Source organism: Kaistella sp. 97-N-M2, assembly GCF_021513235.1.
Taxonomy (GTDB): Bacteria; Bacteroidota; Bacteroidia; order Flavobacteriales; family Weeksellaceae; genus Kaistella.
Genome location: NZ_CP090976.1, coordinates 734,496 through 758,963, shown reverse-complemented (window position 1 = coordinate 758,963; position 24,468 = coordinate 734,496). Strand labels below are relative to the sequence as shown.

At 39.3% G+C, this 24,468-nt stretch carries 37 protein-coding genes; 35 read left to right on the top strand and 2 right to left on the bottom strand.

What is annotated here, in order from left to right; genetic code table 11:
- Nucleotides 1–969, bottom strand: coding sequence for a hypothetical protein (locus L0B70_RS03760; RefSeq protein WP_235142967.1), 969 nt, complete (start codon nucleotides 967–969; stop codon nucleotides 1–3).
- A 186-nt stretch (nucleotides 970–1,155) separates the two neighbouring features.
- On the opposite strand from L0B70_RS03760, the gene rplC reads away from it, so the two are divergent.
- From rplC to rplQ, 28 genes are all read left to right on the top strand, one after another.
- Complete coding sequence (gene rplC, locus L0B70_RS03755) at nucleotides 1,156–1,782, top strand: 50S ribosomal protein L3 (RefSeq protein WP_076385033.1); 627 nt, start codon at nucleotides 1,156–1,158, stop codon at nucleotides 1,780–1,782.
- The gene (rplD, locus tag L0B70_RS03750) at nucleotides 1,773–2,402 is read left to right on the top strand and encodes a 50S ribosomal protein L4 (RefSeq protein ID WP_235142966.1); all 630 of its coding nucleotides are present in this window, start codon (nucleotides 1,773–1,775) and stop codon (nucleotides 2,400–2,402) included. The genes rplC and rplD overlap by 10 nt, the downstream gene beginning before the upstream one ends.
- A 3-nt stretch (nucleotides 2,403–2,405) precedes the next feature.
- Nucleotides 2,406–2,696: a 50S ribosomal protein L23 gene (rplW, locus tag L0B70_RS03745; protein ID WP_235142965.1), complete on the top strand. Its 291-nt coding sequence runs from the start codon at nucleotides 2,406–2,408 to the stop codon at nucleotides 2,694–2,696.
- A 51-nt stretch (nucleotides 2,697–2,747) separates the two neighbouring features.
- Complete coding sequence (rplB, locus tag L0B70_RS03740; protein WP_235142964.1) at nucleotides 2,748–3,569, top strand: 50S ribosomal protein L2; 822 nt, start codon at nucleotides 2,748–2,750, stop codon at nucleotides 3,567–3,569.
- A gap of 2 nt (nucleotides 3,570–3,571) precedes the next feature.
- Complete coding sequence (gene rpsS, locus L0B70_RS03735) at nucleotides 3,572–3,850, top strand: 30S ribosomal protein S19 (protein WP_076385041.1); 279 nt, start codon at nucleotides 3,572–3,574, stop codon at nucleotides 3,848–3,850.
- 2 nt (nucleotides 3,851–3,852) lie between these two features.
- On the top strand, nucleotides 3,853–4,254 hold the full coding sequence (gene rplV / locus L0B70_RS03730) for a 50S ribosomal protein L22 (protein WP_235142963.1): 402 nt from the start codon (nucleotides 3,853–3,855) through the stop codon (nucleotides 4,252–4,254).
- Nucleotides 4,255–4,261: 7 nt separating this feature from the next.
- Nucleotides 4,262–5,008, top strand: a complete 747-nt coding sequence (rpsC, locus tag L0B70_RS03725) for a 30S ribosomal protein S3 (RefSeq protein WP_235142962.1) — start codon at nucleotides 4,262–4,264, stop codon at nucleotides 5,006–5,008.
- Between the two features lie 81 nt (nucleotides 5,009–5,089).
- Nucleotides 5,090–5,515, top strand: a complete 426-nt coding sequence (gene rplP, locus L0B70_RS03720) for a 50S ribosomal protein L16 (protein WP_235142961.1) — start codon at nucleotides 5,090–5,092, stop codon at nucleotides 5,513–5,515.
- A gap of 11 nt (nucleotides 5,516–5,526) precedes the next feature.
- A complete protein-coding gene (gene rpmC, locus L0B70_RS03715) occupies nucleotides 5,527–5,715 on the top strand; it encodes a 50S ribosomal protein L29 (protein WP_039349147.1) in 189 nt (62 codons plus the stop codon).
- Between the two features lie 11 nt (nucleotides 5,716–5,726).
- Nucleotides 5,727–5,984 carry a 30S ribosomal protein S17 gene (rpsQ, locus tag L0B70_RS03710; RefSeq protein ID WP_088263399.1) on the top strand — a complete coding sequence of 86 codons (258 nt, stop codon included), beginning with the start codon at nucleotides 5,727–5,729 and terminating at the stop codon, nucleotides 5,982–5,984.
- Nucleotides 5,984–6,352: a 50S ribosomal protein L14 gene (gene rplN / locus L0B70_RS03705; RefSeq protein ID WP_235142960.1), complete on the top strand. Its 369-nt coding sequence runs from the start codon at nucleotides 5,984–5,986 to the stop codon at nucleotides 6,350–6,352. The genes rpsQ and rplN overlap by 1 nt, the downstream gene beginning before the upstream one ends.
- An 18-nt stretch (nucleotides 6,353–6,370) precedes the next feature.
- Nucleotides 6,371–6,697, top strand: coding sequence for a 50S ribosomal protein L24 (gene rplX / locus L0B70_RS03700; RefSeq protein ID WP_235142959.1), 327 nt, complete (start codon nucleotides 6,371–6,373; stop codon nucleotides 6,695–6,697).
- A 12-nt stretch (nucleotides 6,698–6,709) separates the two neighbouring features.
- Nucleotides 6,710–7,261, top strand: a complete 552-nt coding sequence (gene rplE, locus L0B70_RS03695; protein ID WP_235142958.1) for a 50S ribosomal protein L5 — start codon at nucleotides 6,710–6,712, stop codon at nucleotides 7,259–7,261.
- A 3-nt stretch (nucleotides 7,262–7,264) separates the two neighbouring features.
- Entirely contained in the window at nucleotides 7,265–7,534 is a 270-nt protein-coding gene (rpsN, locus tag L0B70_RS03690; protein WP_039349136.1) for a 30S ribosomal protein S14, read from the top strand.
- Between the two features lie 156 nt (nucleotides 7,535–7,690).
- The gene (rpsH, locus tag L0B70_RS03685) at nucleotides 7,691–8,089 is read left to right on the top strand and encodes a 30S ribosomal protein S8 (RefSeq protein ID WP_235142957.1); all 399 of its coding nucleotides are present in this window, start codon (nucleotides 7,691–7,693) and stop codon (nucleotides 8,087–8,089) included.
- Nucleotides 8,090–8,106: 17 nt separating this feature from the next.
- Nucleotides 8,107–8,652: a 50S ribosomal protein L6 gene (rplF, locus tag L0B70_RS03680; protein ID WP_235142956.1), complete on the top strand. Its 546-nt coding sequence runs from the start codon at nucleotides 8,107–8,109 to the stop codon at nucleotides 8,650–8,652.
- 17 nt (nucleotides 8,653–8,669) lie between these two features.
- Nucleotides 8,670–9,017, top strand: coding sequence for a 50S ribosomal protein L18 (rplR, locus tag L0B70_RS03675; RefSeq protein ID WP_235142955.1), 348 nt, complete (start codon nucleotides 8,670–8,672; stop codon nucleotides 9,015–9,017).
- A gap of 18 nt (nucleotides 9,018–9,035) precedes the next feature.
- Nucleotides 9,036–9,557, top strand: coding sequence for a 30S ribosomal protein S5 (gene rpsE, locus L0B70_RS03670; protein WP_235142954.1), 522 nt, complete (start codon nucleotides 9,036–9,038; stop codon nucleotides 9,555–9,557).
- A gap of 9 nt (nucleotides 9,558–9,566) precedes the next feature.
- A complete protein-coding gene (gene rpmD, locus L0B70_RS03665) occupies nucleotides 9,567–9,743 on the top strand; it encodes a 50S ribosomal protein L30 (RefSeq protein WP_076385059.1) in 177 nt (58 codons plus the stop codon).
- A gap of 78 nt (nucleotides 9,744–9,821) precedes the next feature.
- Nucleotides 9,822–10,268, top strand: coding sequence for a 50S ribosomal protein L15 (gene rplO, locus L0B70_RS03660; protein ID WP_235142953.1), 447 nt, complete (start codon nucleotides 9,822–9,824; stop codon nucleotides 10,266–10,268).
- Between the two features lie 8 nt (nucleotides 10,269–10,276).
- Nucleotides 10,277–11,659, top strand: a complete 1,383-nt coding sequence (gene secY / locus L0B70_RS03655) for a preprotein translocase subunit SecY (protein ID WP_235142952.1) — start codon at nucleotides 10,277–10,279, stop codon at nucleotides 11,657–11,659.
- Between the two features lie 7 nt (nucleotides 11,660–11,666).
- Nucleotides 11,667–11,882, top strand: coding sequence for a translation initiation factor IF-1 (gene infA, locus L0B70_RS03650; RefSeq protein WP_015806726.1), 216 nt, complete (start codon nucleotides 11,667–11,669; stop codon nucleotides 11,880–11,882).
- Between the two features lie 141 nt (nucleotides 11,883–12,023).
- Nucleotides 12,024–12,140, top strand: a complete 117-nt coding sequence (gene rpmJ / locus L0B70_RS03645) for a 50S ribosomal protein L36 (protein ID WP_007839480.1) — start codon at nucleotides 12,024–12,026, stop codon at nucleotides 12,138–12,140.
- Between the two features lie 9 nt (nucleotides 12,141–12,149).
- Entirely contained in the window at nucleotides 12,150–12,527 is a 378-nt protein-coding gene (gene rpsM, locus L0B70_RS03640; protein WP_235142951.1) for a 30S ribosomal protein S13, read from the top strand.
- A 12-nt stretch (nucleotides 12,528–12,539) separates the two neighbouring features.
- Nucleotides 12,540–12,929 carry a 30S ribosomal protein S11 gene (rpsK, locus tag L0B70_RS03635; RefSeq protein ID WP_076385068.1) on the top strand — a complete coding sequence of 130 codons (390 nt, stop codon included), beginning with the start codon at nucleotides 12,540–12,542 and terminating at the stop codon, nucleotides 12,927–12,929.
- A gap of 84 nt (nucleotides 12,930–13,013) precedes the next feature.
- Entirely contained in the window at nucleotides 13,014–13,622 is a 609-nt protein-coding gene (gene rpsD, locus L0B70_RS03630; protein ID WP_235142950.1) for a 30S ribosomal protein S4, read from the top strand.
- A gap of 34 nt (nucleotides 13,623–13,656) precedes the next feature.
- Nucleotides 13,657–14,652, top strand: a complete 996-nt coding sequence (locus L0B70_RS03625; protein ID WP_235142949.1) for a DNA-directed RNA polymerase subunit alpha — start codon at nucleotides 13,657–13,659, stop codon at nucleotides 14,650–14,652.
- A 6-nt stretch (nucleotides 14,653–14,658) separates the two neighbouring features.
- Complete coding sequence (gene rplQ, locus L0B70_RS03620; RefSeq protein ID WP_235142948.1) at nucleotides 14,659–15,195, top strand: 50S ribosomal protein L17; 537 nt, start codon at nucleotides 14,659–14,661, stop codon at nucleotides 15,193–15,195.
- A gap of 260 nt (nucleotides 15,196–15,455) precedes the next feature.
- Here rplQ and L0B70_RS03615 read toward each other — a convergent pair whose 3' ends face one another.
- A complete protein-coding gene (locus L0B70_RS03615; protein ID WP_235142947.1) occupies nucleotides 15,456–15,830 on the bottom strand; it encodes a hypothetical protein in 375 nt (124 codons plus the stop codon).
- Between the two features lie 171 nt (nucleotides 15,831–16,001).
- On the opposite strand from L0B70_RS03615, the gene eno reads away from it, so the two are divergent.
- The 7 genes from eno (at nucleotide 16,002) to L0B70_RS03580 (ending at nucleotide 24,467) form a co-directional block, all read left to right on the top strand.
- Nucleotides 16,002–17,297, top strand: a complete 1,296-nt coding sequence (gene eno / locus L0B70_RS03610) for a phosphopyruvate hydratase (protein WP_235142946.1) — start codon at nucleotides 16,002–16,004, stop codon at nucleotides 17,295–17,297.
- A gap of 78 nt (nucleotides 17,298–17,375) precedes the next feature.
- Entirely contained in the window at nucleotides 17,376–18,662 is a 1,287-nt protein-coding gene (locus tag L0B70_RS03605; protein WP_235142945.1) for a citrate synthase, read from the top strand.
- Between the two features lie 308 nt (nucleotides 18,663–18,970).
- Nucleotides 18,971–19,255, top strand: coding sequence for a hypothetical protein (locus L0B70_RS03600; protein ID WP_235142944.1), 285 nt, complete (start codon nucleotides 18,971–18,973; stop codon nucleotides 19,253–19,255).
- On the top strand, nucleotides 19,249–21,741 hold the full coding sequence (gene paaZ, locus L0B70_RS03595) for a phenylacetic acid degradation bifunctional protein PaaZ (protein WP_235143549.1): 2,493 nt from the start codon (nucleotides 19,249–19,251) through the stop codon (nucleotides 21,739–21,741). Before L0B70_RS03600 ends, paaZ begins: the two co-directional genes overlap by 7 nt.
- An 11-nt stretch (nucleotides 21,742–21,752) precedes the next feature.
- Entirely contained in the window at nucleotides 21,753–23,006 is a 1,254-nt protein-coding gene (locus L0B70_RS03590; protein WP_235142943.1) for a glycoside hydrolase family 5 protein, read from the top strand.
- Between the two features lie 4 nt (nucleotides 23,007–23,010).
- Nucleotides 23,011–23,703: an SMUG2 DNA glycosylase family protein gene (locus tag L0B70_RS03585; RefSeq protein WP_235142942.1), complete on the top strand. Its 693-nt coding sequence runs from the start codon at nucleotides 23,011–23,013 to the stop codon at nucleotides 23,701–23,703.
- Nucleotides 23,700–24,467 (top strand): enoyl-CoA hydratase/isomerase family protein, encoded by a 768-nt coding sequence (locus tag L0B70_RS03580; protein WP_235142941.1) that lies wholly within the window; start codon nucleotides 23,700–23,702, stop codon nucleotides 24,465–24,467. The genes L0B70_RS03585 and L0B70_RS03580 overlap by 4 nt, the downstream gene beginning before the upstream one ends.
- Nucleotide 24,468 lies beyond the last annotated feature (1 nt).

Sequence of the window (24,468 nt, the reverse complement as noted above, 5' to 3'; positions counted from 1 at the left end):
CTATAAATGGTGCTTCGAGACAAATTTACGATCTAAATGATAATAGACAATATGATAGTTTCCCAATTTTTGGGTGAGATACTTTTTTGTTTCCGTCAGCTGATCGTCGTCGATTTCTTCAACTTTAATGGTGAAACCTTTGTTCAGATAATTTCCGAAATAAAAACCGTCTTTTAAAACTTCTACCTGATCTTCGCTTAGCTTCTTAAAGTTTGGATTTTGCAGATCTTCGGTAGAAAGCGCATTGATGAGTTTATGTTTTCCCAAATGGTTCGTTACGATGCCCCAGGAATAAATAGGTAACGCTACATCGATATCTAAAGGATAACGGTGAACGTAGGCAAGGTAATTTTTGAGCGTAGGCAAATCGAGAATCGAATTTCGGGTGGAATTTTCCAGCGGCGAGGACGTGGAGTAGCACATAAGGTAAACTTTATCCACCGGTGGCACGCCGGAAAGCGTTCGGTCTTTCACCTGATGCAGCCTCAAAGTGCAGGTGATGTTTTTTCCGGAGAACTCTTTCAGCTTTTCCAGAAAGGCAAAATATTCTTTGTTCGTGCCGGCCGTCCAGTCGCAGTCGATCTGGATCTCGTCGGACACCTTAAAGCCAAATTCGCTTTGTTTCTTTTTGAGGAGGGAATTTACGTTTTTGGCGAGGAAGTTAATCTCCTCCAGCGTAATGTCATAAAAGACGTCATTTTTAATAAAAACCACGGGCACAATTTCTTTATCGGTCTGAAAACTTTCATCTTTTGTGATGGCTGCGACGGGTTGAAATTTGCCGTTCACCTTTTCGATATCGAAAAAGCGGGTATATAAATAGGGAATGGTGGCACTTTTTAATGCCGCTTTTTCTGCTGTGTTTAAGGAAAGGTGAGTTCGCCAGTAGTAGTAGGTGTAAGAATGCTCGTCAGGATTGGTGCAGGAGGAAAGAAATGCGAAAAGAAAGATTAAAGTGAATGATTTCATTCGATAAAAGTATAAAAATTTGTAATGTGTTAAAAATCAAAATATTTTTAGATGTTATATTGCCAATTCAAAAAAACTTCATACATTTGCACACTCAATTTAGGGAAGAAGTGTGCCTATTTCAAACGTAGAAATCGCGAAAGCCTCAATTGATTCTTCGGAGAATATAAATAATATATATAAACAATGTCAGGTATTATTGGAAAAAAAATCGGGATGACTTCTCTGTTTGACGAAAACGGCAAAAATATGCCGTGTACCGTTATTCAAGCAGGTCCTTGCTCGGTTTTACAGGTCAGAACCATAGAAAAAGATGGGTACAAAGCTGCTCAACTTGGTTTCGATGACAAGAGTGAAAAGAACGTTGGTAAAGCGTTAGCCGGCCATTTTAAAAAGGCAGGTTCAGCTCCAAAAGCTAAATTAGTAGAATTCTACCATGAATTCGTAGAAAAATTAAGCGTAGGAGATGAAGTGAAAGTAGACTTATTTGCTCAGGGCGAATTCGTTGATGTTACCGGAACTTCAAAAGGTAAAGGTTTCCAAGGGGTTGTAAAAAGACACAACTTTGCGGGGGTAATGCAGGCAACTCACGGACAGCACAACCGATTAAGAGCCCCGGGTTCTATTGGTGCAGGTTCCGATCCTTCCCGTGTATTCAAAGGAATGCGCATGGCTGGTAGAATGGGTGGTAAACAAGTTACCGTACAAAACCTTCAAGTGTTAAGAGTGGATCAAGAACAAAATCTTTTAGTAGTAAAAGGAGCTGTTCCGGGAGCAAAAAATTCTTATGTAATTATTAGAAAATGGAATTAGTAGTACTTAATACATCAGGAAAAGAAACCGGAAGAAAAGTAACTCTGGACGAAGCAATCTTCGGAATCGAGCCAAATCAGCACGCGGTTTACTTAGAAGTAAAGCAATATCTTGCCGCTCAGCGTCAGGGTACACATAAATCAAAAGAAAGAAGCGAAATCGTTGGTTCAACCAAAAAGTTGAAAAAACAAAAAGGTTCAGGTTCTGCAAGATATGGTGATATTAAATCCCCAATCTTCAGAGGTGGAGGTCGTATCTTCGGTCCAAAACCAAGAGATTACCGTTTCAAACTGAACAAAGCTTTGAAAAGATTAGCGAAAAAATCGGTGCTTTCTCAAAAAATGAGAGACAATTCTATCATGGTATTGGAAAGCTTCAATTTCGATGCGCCTAAAACCAAAGAATTCATCAATTTGAATAACGCACTGGGTTTTGAAGGTAAAAAAGCCTTATACATCTTGCCAGAAGCGAACAAGAATGCTTATTTGTCTTCCAGAAACTTAGCAAAAACTAAAGTTTTGACTTATAATGAAATCAGTTCTTATGACCTGGTTCATGCAGGCGAGATTGTATTCTTAGAAGGTGCTATCGAGAAATTTCAAGAAAATTTAAAGAAATAAATCATGTCTATTATTATTAAACCCATCATCTCAGAGAAAGCAAACTATCTTACGGATCTAAGAGGTGCTTATTCTTTCTTGGTTAGTCCTAAGGCGAATAAAATCCAGGTTAGAAAAGCGATAGAAGTACTTTACGGTGTGAAAGTTTCGGACGTTAGAACAATGATTTACGCGCCGAAAGTTTCTTCGAAAAATACCAAAAAAGGATTGCAGGTTGGTAAAACCAGCAAATTGAAAAAAGCGATCGTTACCCTTGCAGAAGGCGAAGTGATCGATATTTTCGCAACAGCTTAGGTTTTTGCCTTTGCTATAAAAATAATATTTTATTAATTATAAATAATTGTAATGTCTGTTAGAAAATTAAAACCTATCACCCCGGGACAGAGATTCAGAGTTGTAAACAACTTTGAGGAAATTACTACCAACAAACCAGAGAAATCTCTAACCGTTGGTATTAGTAAGTCAGGTGGTCGTAACAACACTGGTAAAATGACCATGCGTTACACCGGAGGTGGACACAAAAAGAAATACAGAATTATCGACTTCAAACGAAATAAATTCGATGTTGAAGCCACGGTAAAATCTGTAGAGTACGATCCGAACAGAACTGCTTTCATCGCTCTATTAGAGTACGCAGACGGAGAGAAACGATACATCATCGCTCCGAACGGTATTAAAGTAGATATGACGGTAATTGCTGCAGAATCCGCAGAACCAAATGTTGGTAATGCCATGAAGTTGAAAAACATTCCTTTGGGAACTGTTGTTTCCTGTATCGAATTACGCCCTGGTCAAGGTGCAGTAATGGCAAGAAGTGCAGGCTCATCGGCACAGTTAACTTCAAGAGACGGTAAATATGCCATCGTTAAATTACCTTCAGGAGAATCCAGAATGATCCTTACTGAATGTATGGCAATGATTGGATCTGTTTCTAACTCTGATCACCAGCTTACCGTTTCCGGTAAAGCAGGTAGAAGCAGATGGTTAGGAAGAAGACCTAGAACAAGACCGGTAGTAATGAACCCTGTAGATCACCCAATGGGAGGTGGTGAAGGTAAATCTTCCGGAGGTCACCCAAGATCTAGAAACGGACAACCGTCCAAAGGTTTCAAAACAAGAACTAAAAACAAAGCGTCTAACCGATTTATCGTATCTAAAAGAAAATAATTATGGCAAGATCACTTAAAAAAGGACCTTTCATCCATCATACTTTAGATAAGAAGGTTCAGGCAAATATAGAGTCCAGTAAAAAGACAGTAATAAAAACTTGGTCCAGAGCATCAATGATCTCTCCGGACTTCGTAGGACAAACCATCGCAGTACACAACGGGAAATCCTTTATCCCGGTTTATGTTACGGAAAACATGGTAGGTCATAAATTAGGCGAATTTTCTCCGACAAGATCTTTCAGAGGTCACGGTGGTAACAAAAATAAAGGCGGAAGATAATCATGGGATCAAGAAAAAGAGAAAGTGCTTTGGCACGTAAAATAGCAAACCAGGATGTGGCAAAAGCTTTACATAACGATTGCCCGTCGTCCCCAAGAAAGATGAGATTAGTTGCTGATATCATCAGAGGTGTTGAAGTGGATAAAGCTTTGGCAATACTTAAATTCTCCAAAAAAGACGCTTCTAACAAGTTAGAAAAAGTTTTACTTTCTGCAATGGCCAACTGGCAGTTGAAAAATGAAGGTGCGGATATTGAAGAAGCCAATTTAATCGTAAAAGAAATTATGGTGGACAGTGCAAGACAATTGAAGAGACTGAGACCGGCTCCGCAGGGAAGAGGTCACAGAATCCGAAAAAGATCAAACCACATCACATTAATTTTGGGTAACAAAGAAACTAAATAATCAAGGTATGGGACAAAAGACAAATCCAATAGGCAACAGATTAGGAATCATCAGAGGATGGGATTCTAACTGGTACGGCGGAAAAGATTATGGCGACAGACTTGCTGAAGACTATAAAATCCGAAGATACCTTGAAGCTCGTTTATCCAAAGGAGGAATTTCAAGAATTTATATTGAAAGAACTTTAAAACTGGTTACAATTACAATTACTACAGCCAGACCGGGATTAATCATCGGTAAAGGTGGGCAGGAAGTTGATAAACTGAAAGAAGAATTGAAAAAATTGACGGATAAAGATATCCAGATCAATATTTTCGAAATCAAAAGACCTGAACTCGACGCCGTTTTAGTTGCAGACAGCATCGCAAAACAAATCGAGAACAGAATATCTTACAGAAGAGCGGTAAAAATGTCCATCCAAAGCACCATGAGAATGGGCGCAGAGGGAATCAAAGTTCAGATCTCAGGTAGATTAAACGGAGCGGAGATGGCAAGAAGCGAATCTTTCAAAGACGGTCGTATTCCTTTGTCTACATTTAGAGCAGATATCGATTACCATATTGGTGAAGCTTTAACTCAATACGGTAAATTAGGGGTGAAAGTTTGGATTATGAAAGGGGAAGTATATGGTCGCAGAGATCTTACACCTTTGGTAGGACAACAGAAAAAAGGAGCACCTGCCGGAAGAGGAGACCGTAACGACAGAAATGATCGTGGCGACAGACAGGACAGAAGACCAAGAGATAGAAAATAATTATAAAAATTTTAGAGGACAGTTTTAAATGACCGTTACTTTTTTAAAATCTAAATTCTAAAATCTAAAATTTAAGAAATTATGTTACAACCAAAAAGAACCAAATTTCGTAAAGTTCATAAGATGAAAATGAAGGGGATTGCACACAGAGGCAGTCAACTTGCTTACGGAACTTTCGGGATCAAAGCCAACGAAGGCGCTTGGATCACTGCAAGACAAATTGAAGCCGCGCGTATCGCCGCTACAAGATATATGAAAAGAGAAGGTCAGTTATGGATCAAAATTTTTCCGGACAAGCCGATTACCAAAAAACCAGCCGAAGTAAGGATGGGGAAAGGGAAAGGTGCCGTAGAATATTGGGTATCTGTAGTGAAACCTGGTAAAATAATGTTCGAAGTAGGAGGTGTACCTTACGAAGTAGCAAAAGAAGCATTGCGTCTTGCTGCCCAGAAGCTTCCTGTAACTACAAAATTTGTAGTGGCGAATGATTTTGTTCAACCTCAATAATCTGAATTAGTATGAAAAAAGCTGACATCAAAAATCTAAGCGCGGGAGACATTCAAAATAAATTAACTGAAGTAAGAGCAGATTTCAATAAAATGAAAATGTCTCACAGCATCAGTCCCATTGAAAATCCTATTCAGATCAGAGACATGAGAAAAACAATCGCTCGTCTGGAAACTGAACTAACACTAAAACAACAATAGAATTTCATTTTATCATGGATAGAAATTTAAGAAAAGAAAGAATCGGAATTGTTTCCAGCAATAAAATGGAAAAGACCATTGTTGTAAGTGAAACCACGAGAGTAAAACACCCGATGTATGGTAAATTCGTTTTGAAAACGAAAAAATATACTGCTCACGATGAGAACAACGAGTGTACTGAAGGCGATACTGTATTGATTACAGAAACAAGACCTTTAAGTAAAAGTAAGAGATGGAGATTAGTACGAATTATTGAAAAAGCTAAGTAATGTTACAAACAGAATCAAGATTAAAAGTTGCTGATAACACAGGTGCAAAAGAAGTACTCGTTATTAGAGTTCTGGGAGGAACCAGAAGAAGATATGCTTCCGTTGGTGATAAAGTCGTAGTTACTATCAAAGATTCTACACCACAGGGAACTGCAAAAAAAGGAACCGTTTCCAAAGCAGTTGTTGTAAGAACCAAAAAAGCCGTACGTAGAAAAGATGGATCATACATCAAATTCGACGATAACGCCTGCGTTCTTTTAAACGCTACCGGAGAAATGAGAGGAACCCGCGTTTTCGGACCGGTTGCCCGTGAACTTAGAGATAAAGAATATATGAAAGTCATTTCATTAGCTCCTGAAGTACTTTAATTTTAAAATTTACAAAAAATGACAAAAGTTAAAATCAAAAGAGGAGATAACGTAATCATCACCACCGGAAAGAAAGAAATTAAAGGTAAAAAAGGGGAGGTTATAGAAGTGATCAGAAAAGAAGGCAAAGACGCGCGTGTGGTTGTTGCAGGTTTAAATATTGTTAAAAAACATACCAAACCCTCAGCTGGTAACCCACAAGGCGGAATTGTAGAAAAAGAAGCATCCATCCATATTTCCAACGTTATGCTTGTCGATAAAGACGGTAAACCAACGAAAACAGGATCTAAGGTTGATGGTGATAAAAAAGTAAGAGTTGCGAAATCAACCGGCGAAACTTTATAATTATAAAAGACGATGGAATATATAGTAAGACCAAAACAACAATATAAAGAGAAAATTGTTCCTGCAATGATGGAAGAGTTTGGGTACAAATCTGTTATGCAGGTTCCCAAATTATTAAAAATTGTTGTATCACAAGGTTTAGGAGCTGCTTCAGCCGACAAAAAAATTGTTGACTATGCAATCGAAGAATTAACAGCGATCACCGGCCAAAAAGCGGTAGGAACTATTTCGAAGAAAGATGAAGCTGCTTTTAAATTAAGAAAAGGAATGCCGATTGGAGCAAGAGTAACTTTAAGAGCAAACCATATGTATGAGTTCTTGGATCGTTTGGCTTCTTCAGCTTTACCCAGAATCCGGGATTTTAACGGAATCAAAGCTGATGGTTTCGACGGAAGAGGAAATTACAATTTAGGAATCACTGAGCAAATCATTTTCCCGGAAATCGTAATCGACAAAGTAAAGAAAATCCAGGGGATGGACATTACTTTCGTAACTTCTGCCAAAACAGATAAAGAAGCGAAATCATTATTAACTCACTTCGGTTTACCCTTCAAAAAGAACTAAAAGATGGCTAAAGAATCAATGAAAGCGCGCGAGCGCAAGAGAGAAGCAACGGTAGCAAAATATGCTGAGAAAAGAAAAGCTTTGAAAGAAGCGAATGATTATCTTGGTTTACAAAAATTGCCGAAAGACGCTTCACCAGTAAGACTACACAACAGATGTAAATTAACAGGAAGACCAAGAGGTTACATGAGAACATTCGGTCTTTCCAGAGTAACTTTCAGAGAGATGGCCAACAATGGTCTGATCCCGGGAGTGAAAAAAGCAAGTTGGTAATAATTTAGAACAATCGGGATGCGCAAGTTGATCTTCTAGATTATAGACGGATACACGGATATATAAAAGATTTCAAAGTCTATTATCTATTATCTGAAAATCTATTATCTAATTGTCAAAACTGCTCATCACAAACCAATAATTTAAAATAGAAAAATGGTAACAGATCCAATTTCAGATTTCCTAACCAGAGTAAGGAACGCACAAAGCGCAGGCCACAAAGTGGTGGATATTCCTGCATCGAAAATTAAAAAGGAGATTACAAAAATTTTGTTTGATCAAGGGTATATTTTGAACTACAAGTTCGAAGATAACGCTGTTCAGGGAAACATCAAAATCGCTTTAAAGTACGACAAAACAACAAACAAAGCCGCAATCAAGAGCATTCAAAGAGCTTCAAGACCAGGTTTAAGACAATACAAAGGCAGCGGTGAGCTACCAAGAGTATTGAACGGTTTGGGAATCGCCATTATCTCCACTTCAAGAGGGGTAATGACCGATAAAAAAGCACGTCAGGAAAAAGTTGGTGGAGAAGTAATCTGCTATGTTTATTAATAAATAATCAAAGGAAAATGTCAAGAATTGGTAAAGCAATTATAGAAATTCCCGCTAATGTGACCGTAACCGAGAAAGACGGTTTGGTAACAGTGAAAGGGCCGAAAGGCGAACTTACACAGCAATTGCAGGAGGGAATCACTCTTAAACAGGAAGACGGAATCTTAACTTTAGACCGCCCTTCTGAATCGAAATCGCACAAAGCATTACACGGTCTTTACAGAGCGTTAATCAATAACATGGTTCAGGGTACTGCCGAAGGGTGGACCAAAAAACTGGAACTTGTAGGAGTAGGATACAGAGCATCTAACCAAGGGAACAAGTTAGAATTGGCTTTGGGATTCTCCCACGGTATTGTATTGGATCTGCCCAAAGAAATTACGGTAGAAACTTTATCTGAAAAAGGTAAAAACCCAATCATTACCTTAACATCTTTCGACAAGCAATTATTAGGAATGGTAGCTGCAAAGATCAGATCTTTCAGAAAACCGGAGCCGTATAAAGGAAAAGGAGTAAGATTCGTTGGAGAAATTGTAAGACGTAAAGCTGGTAAATCTGCTTAATTTTTAAACTTAAGAACATGGCACTAAGCAAAGTACAAAAAAGAAATAGAATTAAAAGAAGAGTTAGAGGAAAAATCTCCGGCTCTGCTGAATTACCAAGATTATCTGTTTACAAAAGCAATAAAGAAATTTACGCGCAATTAATCGACGATAAAGACGGTAAAACCTTAGCCTCAGCCTCTTCCCGAGCGTTGTCTGCTAAAGGAAACAAAGTAGAAATCTCTGCAGAAGTTGGTAAAGCAATTGCTGAAAAAGCCAAAGCTGCTGGAATTGAAAAAATAGTGTTCGACAGAAACGGATTTGTATACCATGGTAGAGTGAAAGCTTTAGCAGACGGTGCAAGAGAAGGCGGACTAAAATTCTAATCATTAAATTTCGGAAATATGTTAGGACTAGATAATATAGAAAAAGTAAAACCGGGAGGATTAGAACTTAAAGATCGTCTCGTTTCAGTAAACAGAGTTACCAAAGTAACCAAAGGAGGTAGAGCTTTCGGGTTTTCTGCAATCGTGGTTGTTGGTGATGAAGCTGGAACCGTAGGTTTCGGATTAGGAAAATCTAAAGAAGTAGCTTCCGCTATTGCAAAGGCAGTAGAAGATGCGAAGAAAAATTTAGTAAAAGTTCCTGTTGTTAATCATACCATTCCTCACCAGACTTCCGCGCGTTACGGTGGTGCAGACATCTTTTTAAGACCTGCAACGCACGGTACCGGTGTAATCGCAGGTGGTACAGTTCGTATGGTGGTAGAGGCTGCCGGGATTAAAGATATTCTTTCAAAATCCAAAGGATCATCTAACCCACATAACGTTGTGAAAGCTACTTTCAAAGCATTATTGGACATCAGAAGACCTGAGGAAATTGCAAAATTGAGAGGTATTTCATTAAATAAAGTGTTTAACGGTTAATTTAAAACAATGGCAAAAATTCAAGTAAAACAAGTAAAAAGCGCTATTGGTAGAACAAAAACCCAAAAAAGAACGCTGGAAGCATTAGGATTAAAAAAACTTCACCAAATCGTAGAACATGACGACTCTCCTGCAATCCTTGGGATGGTAAGAGCGGTAAGTCACCTCGTAGAAGTTCAAAAATAAAAGAAAAATAGAAGAGAGAGAAGAGATTTCCCCGGAAGTCTCTTGTCTTCAATCTTTTAATCTCAAATCTAAATTAAAATGAATTTAAATAATATTAGACCTGCAGCAGGTTCTACGCACAGTACAAAAAGAATCGGAAGAGGACAAGGTAGTGGTAAAGGGGGTACAGCTGGGAAAGGTCACAATGGCCAGCAGGCAAGAGCGGGTTATTCAAGAAAAATCGGTTTCGAAGGGGGTCAAATGCCTTTGCAAAGACGTCTGCCGAAATTTGGTTTTACCAACATCAACAGAAAAGAGTATAGAGCAATCAATATCGATACGCTTCAAATTTTGGCAGATGCGCAAAACATCACCGAAATTACTCAGGACGTTTTGGTACAGAACGGATTAGCGAAGAAAAGCGAAATCGTAAAGATTATGGGAAGAGGAGAATTGAAAACAGGTGTTTCAGTTTCTGCACACAAATTCACTAAATCTGCTGAAGAAGCAATTGCTAAAGCAGGCGGTAAAGCAATTACTCTATAACTAAGACAATGAAAGAATTTATACAAACACTAAAAAACATTTGGAGTCTTAAGGAACTAAGGGATAAAATTTTGTTTACCCTTGGGATCATCCTCGTGTATAGATTCGCATCTTATATTTCCTTACCGGCCATTAACATGGCAGAGGTAGGGAATCTTTTGGATATTTACAAAGATCAGGGAGGCAACAAGCAAGGAGCAGGACTTCTTGGGTTGCTTTCTTCGTTTACAGGTGGTGCATTCAGTAGAGCCTCCATTATGGCACTCGGCATCATGCCTTATATTTCTGCTTCCATTATTGTGCAGTTAATGGGTATGGCAATACCATACCTTCAGAAATTGCAGAAAGACGGCGAAAGTGGTAGAAATACTTTGAACCAAATTACAAGATGGTTAACTATTGCAGTTTGTTTGGTTCAGGCACCTTCTTACCTTACTTCGATCACGCAAATGTTTTTGCCGCATGCCCAGTTTGCTTCTGCATACTTTGTGCATCCGGAATCAATTATGTTTTGGTTGCCGAGTATCGTAATCCTGGTTGCAGGCTCCGTATTCGCCATGTGGTTAGGAGAAAAAATTACAGATAAAGGTATCGGGAACGGGATCTCCATCTTAATTATGGTAGGTATCCTGGCAGATTTTCCGGGCGCATTTATTCAGGAAGTTGCTACGCAGACCGGTAAAGGTGGTTTCGGAACGATTATGATCCTGATTGAAATTTTATTCTGGATGGTAGTTGTACTTTTGGCAATCATTTTATCGGTAGCCGTTAGAAAAATTCCTATTCAGTATGTAAGCAGAGCACAGGCCAGAGGCGGAGTTACTAAAAATTTGATGCAGGGTGCAAGACAGTGGATTCCTTTAAAGGTGAACGCTGCCGGAGTTATGCCGATCATTTTTGCTCAGGCCTTAATGTTTGTACCGGGACTGTTAACCAAAGTTGACGAATCCAATACCTTTTTGGCAGGATTCAAAAATGTCTTCAGTTGGCAATACAATGTACTGTTTGCCTTATTAATCATTATTTTCTCCTTCTTCTATACTGCAATTACGATTCCTGTGAATCAGATGGCAGATGATTTAAAGAGAAATGGCGGCCTCATTCCTAAGGTTAGACCGGGGAAAGAAACGTCTGATTATCTGGATGATATATTATCAAAAATAACTTTGCCGGGCTCAATCTTTTTAGCTATCTTTGCAATCCTTCCGGCAATAGTGCACGGAGCGTTTGTTCAAACGGATAGATTTGCCCTGTTCTTCGGTGGAACATCACTATTAATCATGGTTGGTGTGATACTGGACACAGTTCAGCAGATCAATACGTATTTATTAAATCATCATTACGATGGCTTAATGCAGTCGAAATTATCCAGAACAAACAACAATCTGTAAAGAATAAATGGCAAAACAAAAACATATAGAACAAGACGGCGTTATTACCGAAGCACTTTCGAACGCTCAGTTCCGTGTTGAGCTTGAGAATGGGCACATCCTTATTGCGCACATCTCGGGTAAAATGAGAATGCATTACATTAAACTTTTACCTGGCGACAAGGTAAAACTGGAGCTGTCTCCTTACGATTTATCAAAAGGCAGAATAACATTTAGATACTAATTTCAGCCAAAACTGAAGATTACTATAAAAGGAAACTTTCAGAATCTCACGATTTAAAAGAGTTTAAAATTTAAACAAAATGGGAATGATTCCGTAAGATCTCATTTAACCGTTGCAAAATTAGAAAAGAAAAGAAACAAAATGAAAGTTAGAGCATCTATCAAAAAAAGAAGTGCTGATTGCAAAATCGTTCGTCGTAAAGGCGTTCTGTTTGTGATCAACAAAAAGAACCCAAAATTTAAACAAAGACAAGGCTAAAATTAAATTATGGCGAGAATTTCCGGTATTGATTTACCAAAGAACAAAAGAGGCGTTATCGGCCTTACATACATTTTCGGAATTGGAAGAAGCACTTCTTCAAAAATCCTGAAAGCTGCCGGTATCAGCGAAGACAAGAAAGTCAACGAATGGAATGACGATGAATTGGCATTAATCAGAAACTACATCACCGAAAGCGTAAAAGTGGAAGGAGAATTGCGTTCTGAAACTTCCACAAACATCAAGCGATTGATGGATATTGGATGCCAACGAGGAATACGTCACAGACTTGGATTACCTTTAAGAGGACAAAGAACTAAAAATAATTCTAGAACCCGAAAAGGAAAACGAAAAACTGTTGCTAACAAGAAAAAAGCAAGTAAATAATCGGTAAGAATTATGGCAAAACAGACTAAAACAGTAAAGAAAAGAAAAGTTAAAGTTGAAGCAATTGGCGAGGCACATATCCAGGCTACCTTCAACAACATCATCATTTCTTTAACGAATAAAAACGGAGAAGTAATCTCTTGGGCATCTGCCGGAAAAATGGGATTCAGAGGTTCTAAAAAGAATACTCCTTTTGCTGCGCAAATGGCTGCAGAAAATTGCTCAACAGTAGCCCACGATGCGGGACTGCGCAGAGTAAAGGTTTACGTGAAAGGTCCTGGTGCAGGTAGAGAATCTGCCATCAGAACTATTCACAATTCAGGGATTGAAGTTAGCGAAATCGTTGATGTGACGCCTATGCCGCACAACGGATGTAGACCACCAAAAAGAAGAAGAGTATAATACAGTTCAATGTTTCGTGTTTAATGTTTAAAGTTTTTTTTCAACATTAAGCATTAAACCCAGAACCTCAAATAACAAAGAAATATGGCTAGATATATTGGACCTAAAACGAAGATTGCCAGAAAGTTTGGCGCTGCAATCTACGGAGACGATAAGAACTTCGAGAAAAGAAAAAACCAACCGCCGGGACAACACGGTGTGAACAAAAGAAGAGGATCGAAAAAATCCGAATACGCTGTTCAGTTAATGGAAAAACAAAAAGCAAAATACACCTATGGTATTTTGGAAAAACAATTTGCGAACCTCTACGAAAAAGCCAACAGAGCAAAAGGCGTTACAGGGGAAGTTCTATTGCAATTGTGTGAAAGTAGATTAGACAATGTAGTGTACAGACTTGGGTTTGCAAAAACCAGAGCCGGTGCAAGACAATTGGTTTCTCACAGACACATCACAGTAAATGGAGAATTGGTAAACATCGCATCGTACACCCTTAAAGCAGGAGACGTTATCGCAATCAGAGAAAAATCCAAATCTTTGGAAGTTATTGCCGACTCGTTAGCTTATAAGTCTAATTACGAGTGGTTACAATTCAACGACGAAACAAAACAAGGTACATTCGTATCTGCTCCAGAAAGAATCCAAATCCCGGAAGATCTTAGAGAGCAACTGATCGTCGAACTTTACTCTAAATAATAATTTTTTCAAATTTTTGCTCAACCCAAATTATATGGCAATTTTAACATTTATTAAACCCGATAAAGTAATCCTTCTTAACTCCGATGATTTCAAAGGTCAATTTGAATTCAGACCCTTGGAGCCAGGTTTTGGATTGACCATCGGTAATGCTTTGAGAAGAGTATTGCTTTCTTCTCTTGAAGGATATGCTATTTCCTCTATCAAAATAGAAGGCGTAGAGCACGAGTTTTCAACAATTCCAGGTGTTATTGAAGATGTTACAGAAATCATTCTGAACTTAAAACAACTGAGACTTAAAGCAAAAACAGAATCTGCTGCGGCAGAGGTTGTAACCGCTAAAGTTTCCGGTCAAACTACAGTAACTGCAGGAGATTTAGGAAAAACAATTCAGGGTTTCGAAATTTTGAACCCCGATTTGGTGATCTGTAATCTTAACAAGGATGTGAAATTTGAAATTACATTCAACGTAGATCAAGGAAGAGGTTATGTTCCATCGGATCAAAACAAATCGAGCAATGCTGCCATCGGTACCATCGCCATCGACTCTATCTTTACTCCGATCAAAAAAGTGCAGTACAGTGTTGAGAATTATCGTGTAGAGCAAAAAACAGACTACGAAAAACTCGTTTTGGATATTGAGACCGATGGCTCCATCAGCCCTCAAAATGCTTTAACTGAAGCTTCCAAGATATTAATTTATCATTTCATGTTGTTCTCCGACGAGAGAATTACTTTGGAAACTGAAGCCGTAAAAGCCTCCATTCAATACGACGAAGAAACATTACATACAAGACAGCTCCTTAAATCTAAATTAACGGATATGGATCTTTCTGTAAGAGCACTAAACTGCTTGAAAGCTGCCGAAGTGGAAACTTTGGGAGAACTGGTTTCTTATACCAAGTCTGATTTGATGAAATTCAGAAATTTCGGTAAAAAATCTTTAACAGAATTAGAAGAATTAGTGCATGCAAAAGGTCTGAACTTCGGTTTCGACGTTGCTAAATATAAATTAGACGCTGACAAATAAAAAACAATGAGACACGGTAAAAAATTCAATCACCTATCTAGAACGACTTCGCACAGAAGTGCAATGCTTTCTAATATGGCTTGTTCTCTTATTGAGCATAAAAGAATCAACACTACTGTTGCCAAAGCAAAAGCTTTGAGAGTGTATGTTGAACCTATCCTTACAAAAGCGAAAGATGATACTACCCATAACAGAAGAACAGTTTTCTCTTACCTGCAAAGCAAAGAAGCAGTTACTGAATTATTCAGAACAGTTGCTCCTAAAATTGCAGACAGACCAGGCGGTTACACAAGAATCATCAAAACTGGATTCAGACAGGGCGATGCTGCCGATATGGCAATGATCGAACTTGTAGATTTCAACGATCTTTACAACCCGAACGCGGAAGAGAAAAAAGTAACAAGAAGAAGCAGAAGAGCTGCAGCTCCGAAAACTGAGGCAGTTGCTGCCGAAGTAAAAGAAGCTCCTGCAAAAACTGAAGCTACAACTGAAGAACCAAAAGCAGACGCTGCGGATTCTACAGAAGAAAAAGCGGGCGAATAATTTTCTCCAACTTTATATTAAAAAAGCCGGTCAATTTATTTGACCGGCTTTTTTTGGGTTTGTTTTCTTTTAAATTATATTTTGTCCGGATCACTTTTTCGGTCCACGTCCGTCATAAAAGATGTTTTTTCCGTCCCTTGTAAATTCTCCGCCAAAGAAATTTTATTTTAAAATCTTTTACTTTAAAGGTGTCTCTTACTTAAAAAGCAACCGTACTTTCACATAAAACGCATCACACGTCCTCCCAGATCGATCACCTCTCAATTCACCCGCGCCTTTTTCAGCCGAATCACATTATTCCCCTGCGTGATCGTAACGCTGTCATTTTTCGCCGCAATCGTATAATCGTGATCCGCGTAAACATTTGCTACATTAGTTTCCGGCGCTTTAATGGTCATTTTATTACTGGCGATACTGATCGATTTTTTTCCGTCCTCGTTGGTAAAAGTTACGAGTGTTGAAGAACCGTCTTCCGCTACATACCGGTCGGTATGCTCGTTGGAACTTCCTTCAGTAAGCGAATTTTGCGACATTGAATCCGCGATTACCACATTTTTGTTACCGTCCGTACTTTTCTTGCAGCTGTAAGCTGTTAGAAGTAAAACCGTCATTACAGGAACAATAATTTTTTTCATAATTCAATTTTTTAGAGTACTCCAATTTACAATTACTTTTCCAAATTTAAAAACGGCAGAATTAACGTAATTTTAACGGAAAATCTACTTTAAATCACGCCAGAAACCCCTTTAATAATTCAATTTTGACTAAATTTGTAACTATTACTAAATTCAAAAAAAATAAATAAGATGAGTTATATTTCTTACATTGAAGCCAGACAGATATTAGATTCCCGCGGAAACCCGACCGTCGAAGTTGATGTTTTCACAGAAGACGGCAATATGGGCCGCGCGGCGGTTCCCTCCGGTGCCTCAACAGGTGAACACGAAGCGGTAGAATTACGCGATGGCGCGGAAGAATTTGGTGGTAAAGGCGTGTTAAAAGCCGTTGAAAATGTGAGAGAAGTAATTGCGCCGGAATTAATGGGGATTTCTGTTTTCGAACAAAATTTAATCGATCAGATCATGATCGAACTGGATGGTACGCCAAATAAAGGAAATCTTGGTGCCAATGCAATTTTAGGTGTTTCTTTGGCGGTTGCGAAAGCAGCAGCTTTAGATCTGAAAATTCCGTTGTACAAATATATTGGTGGTGTGAACGCCAACACCCTTCCGGTTCCCATGATGAATGTTATTAATGGCGGCTCCCACTCCGATGCGCCGATTGCATTTCAGGAATTTATGGTGATGCCCGTTAAAGCAGATTCTTTTTCGCACGCTTTGCAAAAAGGAACAGAAATTTTTCATGAACTTAAATCAATTTTAAAACAAAGAGGTCTTTCTACAGCAGTTGGAGATGAGGGTGGTTTTGCGCCTAAATTCAACGGAACCGAAGATGCCCTGGATACTTTAACACAGGCAATCTCCAACGCAGGATATAAGGCTGGAGACGATATTATGTTCGCGCTGGATTCCGCAGCTTCCGAATTTTATGTGGATGGAAAATACGACTACCGAAAATTTGAAGGTGAAAACGGCGCCTGCAGAACCCGCGAAGAGCAGGTTGATTATTTAGCAGAATTGGCCACAAAATATCCCATTATTTCCATAGAAGACGGCATGGATGAAAATGACTGGGAAGGTTGGAAATTACTCACAGAACGACTGGGAAAAACCGTGCAGATTGTGGGTGATGATCTTTTTGTAACCAACACCGAAATTTTAGCCAAAGGAATTGAAGGCGATATTGCCAACTCAATATTAATTAAAGTAAACCAGATCGGAACCTTAACCGAAACCATGGATGCTGTTCAAATGGCGCAAAATAACAGGTATACCACCGTAATGTCTCACCGTTCCGGCGAAACTGAAGATGCTACCATTGCAGATTTGGCCGTGGCCCTGAACTGCGGACAGATTAAGACCGGTTCCGCTTCTCGTTCAGACCGTATGGCAAAATACAACCAACTGCTTCGCATTGAAGAAGCTTTAGGCGAAACCGCTTATTTCCCGGGGTTAAATGCTTTCAAAATAAACAGATCATAGACAGAATTCATCGCCAACACCGAAAATTGTTTGCGGTTTTGTTCCAATATTCATAAATTAGTAAAAAAATAAATTATAATGTCAGATAATAAAGTTGTATTGAACTATGACGGTAAATCTTTTGAATACCCGATCATAGATAGCACCATCGGTGACAGAGGAATCGATATTTCAAAATTAAGAGATCAAACAGGTTTAATTACCTTAGACTTAGGGTATAAAAATACCGGCGCTACCTTAAGCGATATTACCTATTTAGACGGTGATAATGGCGAACTGTATTACCGCGGTTACCCAATAGAGCAGATTGCAGAAAAATCTAACTTTACCGAAGTAATGTACCTCTTGTTAAACGGCAGCCTGCCTACAACAGAGCAGTTTTCAGGCTTCGAAAGAGGAATTAAAAAATACAATTTCGTTGCGGACGAAATGAAACGGTTAATCGACGTTTTCCCACGCTCCGCTCATCCAATGGGCGTTTTATCTTCCCTTACATCAGCTTTAACGGCCTTCAATCCAAAAGCCGTAGATGTTTCTTCCAAAGAAGAAATGGATCACGCGGCAGAAATGCTCATCGCCAAATTCTCGCACCTTTGTGCGTGGACGTACCGCAAAAAGATGGGCCTTCCCATCAACCACGGGGACGACAGTTTAAACTACGTTGAAAACTTCTACAAAATGTGTTTCCGCCGTCCAAATCAGGAATTCGAACTGGATCCTGTTGTTGTCGGCGCATTAGATAAACTCTTAATTCTTCACGCAGATCACGAGCAAAACTGTTCTACATCTACCGTAAGGATGGTCGGTTCCGCACACACCGGACTTTTTGCTTCCGTTTCCGCCGGTATTTCTGCACTTTGGGGTCCACTTCATGGTGGCGCAAACCAGGCAGTAATCGAAATGTTGGAAATGATTGAACGGGATGGCGGCGATGTAGCAAAATATGTAGAAAAAGCTAAAAATAAAGACGATAATTTCCGTTTGATGGGCTTTGGGCACAGAGTTTACAAAAACTTCGATCCACGAGCCACAATCATCAAAAAAGCGGCCGACGATATCTTAGAATCTTTAGGAATCGAAGACAAAGCTTTGGATATCGCACGTCAGTTAGAAAGAGTAGCGCTGGAAGACGAGTATTTCGTAAGCAGAAAACTCTATCCAAACGTCGATTTCTACTCCGGAATAATTTACCGCGCACTAGGAATTCCAACAGAAATGTTCACCGTTATGTTCGCTTTAGGACGTCTACCAGGCTGGATTTCCCAGTGGAAAGAAATGCGTTTGCACAACGATCCCATCGGAAGACCAAGACAGGTATATCAGGGTTCACCCAAACGCGACTACGTGGACATGAAGGCAAGATAATCTTCAATTCTAAAACAAAATCTCCCTTTCAATTAGTTTGAAGGGGATTTTTTTGGGCGCACATTTCCGTCTTCCGTTCCCGCTTTTTTCTTTGGTAACTTCGGCTGCGCTCAGCCACCAAAAAAAAAGAGCTTCACTCAAGCCGGGGCGCACGAGGTTTTTCAAAATTAGATTTTAGCAAAATTGAAAATTTCAGTATCTTAACACTCACAAAAATCAGGAGCGAAAAAACGCCATTTCATCAACCTGGTTTTTAAAAACGTAATTTTCAAAGTCTCAAACTGAGCTCAAATAAACGCAGTTTACACATGAATTTAAAAAACAAAAAGATAATTATTTCAGTTTTACTGCTTCTTGTGGTTTTAAATGCCATCGCATTTTATTGCATCAGGCAAAGCATCGGCGTTATCGAGGCGCTTCAGAAAGTGCAAGATCAGCACGCCGTTCAATCGCTGCAGCAAAAAAGCTTAATTTACAATTCCATTTCCGCCGTAGTCATCACGCTGGATCTTGTGGCTATTTTGTTTGGACTCTATCTTTTACATAAATTCATCTTCAAAACTTTAAAAAAATCCATATCTACCAAATCATGAAGCTAAAAAATTATATCAACGGACAATGGATCGAAGGGTCGGGAAATGAAGTGCCTTTATATAACGCTGTAAATGGTGAATTGGTAGCGATTTCCGATACCGGCGGAATCAACTTTGAACAGGCTTTGGAGTACGGAAGAACCGTTGGTTATAAGAATCTTTCCTCAATGACGTTCTATGATCGCGGTGAAATGTTGAAGAAGGTAGCCTTGTATTTATTAGAAAGAAAGAAAAAATATTACGATTTATCCTATAAAACCGGTGCAACGCACGCAGATTCCTGGGTGGATATCGAAGGAGGATTCGGCACATTTTTCACCTATTCCGGTCTCGCAAAAAGAATGTTACCCAACACGCCTTTTTGGGTGGATGGCGACACGCAGAAACTCGGAGCCAACGGAACTTTTTTAGGAACGCATATCCTTACGCCAAGCGAAGGTGTTTCAGTACAAATTAATGCGTATAATTTCCCGGTTTGGGGAATGCTGGAAAAATTGTCAACTTCTCTTTTGGCCGGCGTACCCAGTATTGTAAAACCTGCAACTCCAGGTTCGTACCTGACCAATGCAGTGTTTCAGGACATGATCGAAAGTGGTTTTCTTCCTGAAGGAGCCATTCAACTGGTTTGTGGCGAACCCGGAAATATTCTCGATTACATGCAGGATGGAGATTCTGTTCTTTTTACAGGTTCTGCCACCACCGGAAAAAAATTAAAATCTTTGCCGACCGTTTCTAAAAATGCCGTCCGTTTCAATATGGAAGCCGATTCTTTAAACTGTTCCATTCTCGGCCTCGACGCGAAACCCGGCACTCCCGAATTTGATCTCTTTATCACAGAGGTTCGCACCGAAATGACCACAAAAGCCGGACAAAAATGTACTGCGATCCGCAGAATTATCGTTCCCGAAGATTTAGTTGGAGACGTTCAGAATGCTTTAAGCAAAGCGTTGGATCAAACAAAAATAGGTAATCCGTTAAGCCGCGAAACCCGCATGGGCTCCATCGTCGGCAAAAAAGAGATGGCAGTTCTTCAGGATAACATCGCATTGCTGAAACAGGAAACAGAACTCATCTACGATGGGAAACACGACCTGGTAGAAGCAGATTATGAAAAAGGTGCCTTTATGACGCCAAAAGTCTTTTACAACGATAAACCTTTTGAGAAAAATTCTTCCCACGAAGTAGAAGCTTTTGGCCCCGTTTCCACTTTAATGCCGTACAAAGATGCCGATGAAGCCGCCGCTTTGGCAAAACGCGGAAAAGGAAGTTTGGTGGGATCCATTATTTCTCGTGATGAAAAATTTGTTGCCGAAACCTCCTGGAAAATGGCCTCAAGTCATGGACGAATTTTTGTTTTAAATAGAGACAACGCGAAAGAATCAACCGGTCACGGGTCACCCTTACCAACTTTAATGCACGGTGGTCCGGGAAGAGCCGGCGGCGGTGAAGAGATGGGCGGCCTAAATGGGCTTCATTTCTTTTTGCAAAAAACAGCCATTCAAGGTTCGCCCGATATTTTGACGGCGATTACCAAAATTTACCAGCCAGGAGCCGATAAAAAATATTCCGATAAACATCCTTTCAACAAATATTTTGAGGAAGTTGAAATCGGTGATTCATTAGAAACTGCCGGAAGAACAGTGACAGAAGCAGATATCGTCAACTTTGCCAATGTTTCCTGGGATCATTTTTATGCTCACACCGATGCAACTTCCTTAAACGGAACCATTTTCGATAAAACCGTGGCGCATGGCTATTTTATTCTTTCTGCCGCAGCAGGATTATTTGTTTCGGGAAAAAAAGGTCCGGTCATCGCAAATTACGGTTTGGAAAATGCGAACTTCTTTAAGCCCGTTTATGCCGGCGACACCATCACGGTTTATTTAACGGCGAAAGAAAGAATCAATAAAGGCGTAAAAGGACGAAATGTTCCGAGCGGCGTCGTAAAATGGTTGGTCGAGGTGGTAAATCAGCGGGAAGAAACCGTTTGCGTTGCAACAATTTTAACCTTGGTTGCGAAAAAATCTCCTTTTATTAAAATTGATTATAAAGATTTTGCAAAACGCTTACATAATTTAACCGACAAATCTTTACCAAATTGGGGAAGAATGAAAGCTCAGGAAATGCTGGAACACTTAGAAACCACCATGAAATACAGCACGGGCGAACTGAAAACTTCTGAATGTAAAACGCCGGAAGAACATTTAGAGAAATATCAGGACTCACTGTATAATTTCCGCAAAATGCCCAAAGATTTTCCTGCCCCCTTCCTGGAAGAGGGAAAATTACCGGTACTGAAATATAAAAATTTAGAGGAAGCTAAAACGCATTTCCTCGAATCGGTGAAAAATTATCAGATCTATTACCGCGAAAACCCAGACGCAGAGCATTTGCATTTTGTCTTCGGAACTTTAAATAAGGAGATGATGGAATTGTTTCATCAAAAACATGTGACACATCATTTTGAACAGTTCGGAATTTTTTAAATACCTCAAATATGAAAGCAGCAGGATTCTTCAAGCACGCCGTGTTTTTTACTCTTTTTTTTGCGGGTTTTTCTTTTCATGCGCAGAATCAAAAGAAAAAAACGGATTTCATCTATATCGATGGCGTTAATCTGTACACGCCCAACCAGCAGAAATTTTTAATTCAGGGCACGAATCTGGGAAACTGGCTGAATCCGGAAGGTTATATGTTTTTTTTCGAGGGTGCTTCATCTTATCGGCTCATTAATGATGCTTTCTCCGAGATAGTAGGACCTCAGTTTACCGCCGAATTTTGGCGCCAGTTCAAGAAAAATTACGTTACAAAAGAAGATATTCTTTACATTAAATCGACGGGGATGAATACCGTGCGTGTTCCTTTTCATTACAAACTATTTACCGATGAGGATTATATGGGTCTTAAAAAAGACCAAAACGGTTTCGAGATTTTAGATGATGTGATTGGTTGGTGTAAGGAAGCGGGTTTGTATGTGATTCTCGATATGCACGATGCCCCGGGCGGACAAACCGGCGATAATATCGATGACGGTTACGGCTTTCCCTGGCTTTTCGAAAACAAAGAGAATCAGAAAGAATTTATCGAAATCTGGACAAAAATTGCAAGGAAATATGCAAGCGAACCCACCATTTTGGGTTATGACTTATTAAATGAGCCTATCGCGCATTATTTTACGGACGATTTACCAAAATTGAACGCTAAGTTGGAACCGCTGTACAAAGAATGTACGGCAGCCATAAGAACAGTGGACAAAAACCACATAATCTTGCTCGGCGGAGCGCAGTGGAACGGCAATTTCAGCATTGTTAAAGACTCAAAATTTGATGATAAAATAATGTACACACCGCACCGTTACTGGAGTGGCACCGAAACGAAAGATATTCAGGATTTTTTGGATTTCAGGGATAAGGTCAAATTACCCTTAATGATAGGCGAAACCGGCGAAAACACCGATGAATGGGTAGAAAAATTCCGTAAGACGTTCGAAGAAAACAATATTGGCTGGACCTTTTGGCCTTACAAGAAAATGGTACCAAAAAGTGCCATGGTTTATATACCAAAACCCGAAAACTGGGATTTAATCGTGGATTACACTAAAAAGGACCGCGGCGATTTTGCTAAAATTCGCGAGGCAAGACCCAACCAGGAATTGGTGAAAAAAGCCATGCTGGATTTGCTGGAAAACATGAAATTTAAAAACAACAAAAAACTAGAAGGGTACACGCGTGCTTTAGGAATGAAACCCTGATTAAATGAGCAAATCCATCGGCGAAAAAATAGTAGAATTTAACAGGAATTTGATCTTTTCAGATTCTCTTCCCACTGATTTCAATGTTCTCAATCCTTTCTTTGATAATCCCGAGACATTGACGGTAATGACGAAATTTTATCAAAAGTTTTACAATGATCATAATCAAAGAAAATTTATCATCGGAATCAACCCAAGCCGCCACGGAGCTGGAGTAACAGGCGTTCCGTTCACTGATACGAAGAGGTTGGAAAGCGTCTGCGGCATCGAAATGAAATCTGCGCACACGCACGAAATTTCTTCTCTTTTCCTGTATGAAGTCATCCACCAGTTCGGTGGTCCCGAAATTTTTTATAAAGAATTCTACATCAATTCACCGTTTCCACTTGCCATTACACGTCGAAACTTACGCGGAGCTATAAACGCTAATTATTATGATGATAAAAATCTTTTTGAAGCTGTAAAACCCTTTATGATTCAAAGTTTAAGGGACCATATCAGTTTGGGTTTAGATACTTCCGAAGTTTTTATTTTAGGAAAGAAGAATGCAGTTTTCATTGATAAGATCAACAGTCAGGAAAAGTTTTTTGATAAAATGACGGTTTTGGAACATCCCAGGTACATTCAACAATATAAAAGCAAAGAGAAACAATTATACATCGATAAATATTTAATAGCCCTAAATAAAGCCTTATGAACAACGGATTTGTAAACCGAGAACTTAAAAATAATATATCTGAAATCACCTTTGGAACGCCGAAAAGTAATTCTTTACCGGGAGAAATTTTAGAAAAGCTTGCCCAAACTATATTAGAAAGCGGCAAAGATCAAAATGTAAAAGCCATCCTTTTAAAATCCGAGGGTGAAAAAGCTTTCTGCGCCGGAGCCAGTTTTGATGAACTACTGGAGATCGAGGAACTGGAAAAATCAAAAATATTCTTTGGCGGTTTTGCAAAAGTTTTAAATACGATGCGATCGTGCGGGAAATTGGTCATTGTAAGAGTTCAGGGAAAAACAACCGGAGGTGGCGTTGGAATCGCTTGTGCCGCAGATTATTGTTTTGCCACCAAAGACGCCGCCATGGCTTTAACAGAATTAAATTTAGGGATCGGACCGTTTGTTATCGGGCCGTTTGTAGAAAGAAAAATAGGAAAATCAGCTTATTCAGCGATGTCGATCGATGCAGATTTCCGGAGTGCGGATTGGTGTGAAAAACACGATGTCTATCATTCCGTTTCGGAAAATATTCAAATGATGGATGAAGAAATTGATAAATTCTTAGAAAAATTATCAACCAGAAGTTCTGATGCTTTAGCTTTAATCAAGAAAGTTTCCTGGGAAGGAACGGAACATTTCGAACAGTTGATGCCGGAAAGAATTTTAATGAGTGCTTCTTTAATTTTAGAAGATTCTGCAAAAGAAAATATTGGTAAAATCAAAGAAAGACTTCGGGAGAAATAGT